General features: G+C 36.4%; 2 protein-coding genes. One reads left to right on the forward strand and one right to left on the reverse strand.

Annotation, left to right across the window (positions count from 1 at the left end; translation table 11 throughout):
- Window positions 1–413 precede the first annotated feature (413 nt).
- Window positions 414–1,400 carry a metal-dependent hydrolase gene (locus tag BN3107_RS00035; RefSeq protein ID WP_058305616.1) on the reverse strand — a complete coding sequence of 329 codons (987 nt, stop codon included), beginning with the start codon at window positions 1,398–1,400 and terminating at the stop codon, window positions 414–416.
- Window positions 1,401–1,492: 92 nt separating this feature from the next.
- On the opposite strand from BN3107_RS00035, the gene mutY reads away from it, so the two are divergent.
- Window positions 1,493–2,545 carry an A/G-specific adenine glycosylase gene (mutY, locus tag BN3107_RS00040; protein WP_058305617.1) on the forward strand — a complete coding sequence of 351 codons (1,053 nt, stop codon included), beginning with the start codon at window positions 1,493–1,495 and terminating at the stop codon, window positions 2,543–2,545.
- The last annotated feature ends 127 nt before the right edge of the window (window positions 2,546–2,672 follow it).

Here is a 2,672-nt window from a genome sequence, read left to right on the forward strand (position 1 = left end):
AACGACTTCTATCTCATTTCTAGAAAGCTCAAGTTGATAACTGTTATAACAGTTGTAGAATATATTCAAAGCGCAGGCCGCCCACTTTCACTCCTGTGGGAATGTTTTACCTGAAGATCCACTTTTTCGAGCGCTTTTTGCTTGAAAAAGTTAGCTGAAGGTAAAACCCCACTGCATAGAAAACACTACGAAAGCTTGCTTGAGTAGATGTTGCACTTGTGCCCGTGGTAAAAGGGAAGTGGGCAGCCGGAGCGGATGTTTATCTCACAATACATTTCAAAATTACCACTTTGTATAATAGATATACATCAAGTATTGCGCACTTCGTTCCTAATACGCATAAAAATCCAAACGATTCAAATAGCTATCGTTTGGATTTTTCTAATTAAAGAATTATTTTGTCCCAGCCTCTTTTAAATTGGGTTGCTATCCATATTTAATTTGTTTTGTAATTTTTCTTCTGAAAATACCCAGCCCGTGTAGGAATTCATAATGCGCATGTTATCATCAATTTGAACAACTGCTACAAATGGATAGTGCCCGTCAGAACGATAACGTAAATCAATAAAACGAATTTCTGAAAAATCGTCAAACAGATTGATCTCCCATCGGTAGATAGGTGAAAAAGATAGAAAGGCCGAAATATTTTTATCGGTCATGGCTAATTCAAATAAGGAATTTTCAGGTACGGAAAGACGATGAAATTTATCGTCTATTTCAACATGTCCATCTTCGACCCGACCAACAAAATAATGTTGATCTGTAGTAAACGCCACTCGCCAAATGTTCTGTTTTGTTGTAGGTGAAGTTGCTATTTGTTCGACATGTTCAAAATGTTCGTGAATTATTTTAACAATTTCCCGCTTGTCGATATATCGTTTAATGTAATACAATACAATAATAAAATAAATCATTATCCAAGTGGATCCAGGTGAAGCACCCAGAATCCAAGCAATAATCCCAATCAGGTGTAAACTGAAAATATAGGGATCAAATGTGCTAATGAAGCCATGGGCGATCCATTTTTTTGTGAATGGTCGATAGGCTTGTGTACCATATGCATTGGGTACATCAACCATTACATGCAAGATAACTGCTAAAAATGTCCATAACCAAAGATGTAAAAAGCTTACATCTGGAACAAATAAATAGATAATTGAAGAAATTGTAATTCCCCAGAAAATGACAGCTGGGATGGAGTGAGTAATGCCGCGGTGGTGTCTAATATAAACAGCATTATTTCGTAATTTCAGCACCGTATCAAAGTCAGGAGAATGTGAACCAATAATCGTTCCGACCATGACAGCGGTAAATAAAGTGGGATCTTGCTGTACTACTGGATCTAATGTAGCAAAACCACCTAAAGCAACTCCCATTGCAATGTGTGTGCCAGTATCCATCTTAGCTGTCCCCTTTCTTTTTTAATATTGTATCATAAAGCAAAACTTACAGAGTATTATACCGTGATAAAGGATGAATTATTTTGAATTACATGTCTACTATCAATATACCCCAATTTCAAGCGGATCTAATCACATGGTTTGAAAATGAACAAAGAATCTTGCCATGGCGCGAAAATCAGGATCCTTATCGAGTTTGGGTTTCAGAAATTATGTTACAGCAAACAAAAGTCGACACCGTCATACCATATTTTCAAAATTTCATGGAACATTTCCCAACACTTGAAGCTTTAGCTAATGCTGATCAGCAAGAAGTATTAAAAGCCTGGGAAGGTTTAGGATACTATTCTCGTGCCCGCAATTTACAGTCTGCAGTCCAAGAAGTCGTGGAACAGTATGAAGCCAATGTTCCAAATGATCCGAAACAATTAGGTGATTTAAAAGGTGTTGGTCCCTATACAAAAGGGGCGATATTAAGTATTGCATTCGACCAGCCAGAGCCAGCGGTTGACGGAAATGTCATGCGTGTTCTATCAAGAATTTTACGAATTGAAGAAGATATCGCCAAAGCAAAAACACGAAATACCTTTGAAGCGGTAGTGCGAGAGTTGATTTCTCAAGATAATCCTTCTGCATTTAATCAAGGGATGATGGAGTTAGGTGCATTAGTTTGTACACCAAAAAGTCCAAGTTGTTTATTGTGTCCTGTACAAGCGCATTGCGTTGCCTATCATGATGGTGTAGAGCAAACATTACCCATTAAAAAGAAAAAAACGAAAAAGTCATCACATACTTATTTTGCACTTGTTATCCGAGATGATGCTGGAAATTTTATTATAGAACAAAGACCTGAACAGGGATTACTTGCTCAACTCTGGCAATTCCCTATGGTTCGGATTGATGAAGTAGATGAAAATCATCTTTCTGTGTATATTCAGGAAAAATATCAAACAGATATACATACTATCGAAACGTTGGAGCAAGTAAAACATGTATTTTCCCATTTGACTTGGTTTCTAAATGTAAAATTAATTCAAGTAAAGGGAGAAATCCAGTTGAATGAAAACATGAAACAAGTGTCAAAAGCAGAAATTAGCAAGTATCCATTACCAGTATCCCATCAAAATATATATAAACAACTGTAATAACTCAACTTTCGCAGCTAGAAAAAAGCATTAAATATAACTAGCTGTAAAGCATGTCACTGTTTAAATATGGTCATTGACAATCGAAATAGGTATAAAAAAACACCTCAACTTTTGGTAAAGTGAA

The sequence above is a fragment of the Gracilibacillus massiliensis genome (assembly GCF_001458115.1).
GTDB lineage: Bacteria > Bacillota > Bacilli > Bacillales > Amphibacillaceae > Gracilibacillus > Gracilibacillus massiliensis.

Bases quoted from the DNA above. Each gene is read 5' to 3' on its own strand.
- mutY (WP_058305617.1), top strand. From the start codon at position 1,493: ATGTCTACTATCAATATACCCCAATTTCAAGCGGATCTAATCACATGG.
- BN3107_RS00035 (WP_058305616.1), bottom strand. From the start codon at position 1,400: ATGGATACTGGCACACACATTGCAATGGGAGTTGCTTTAGGTGGTTTT.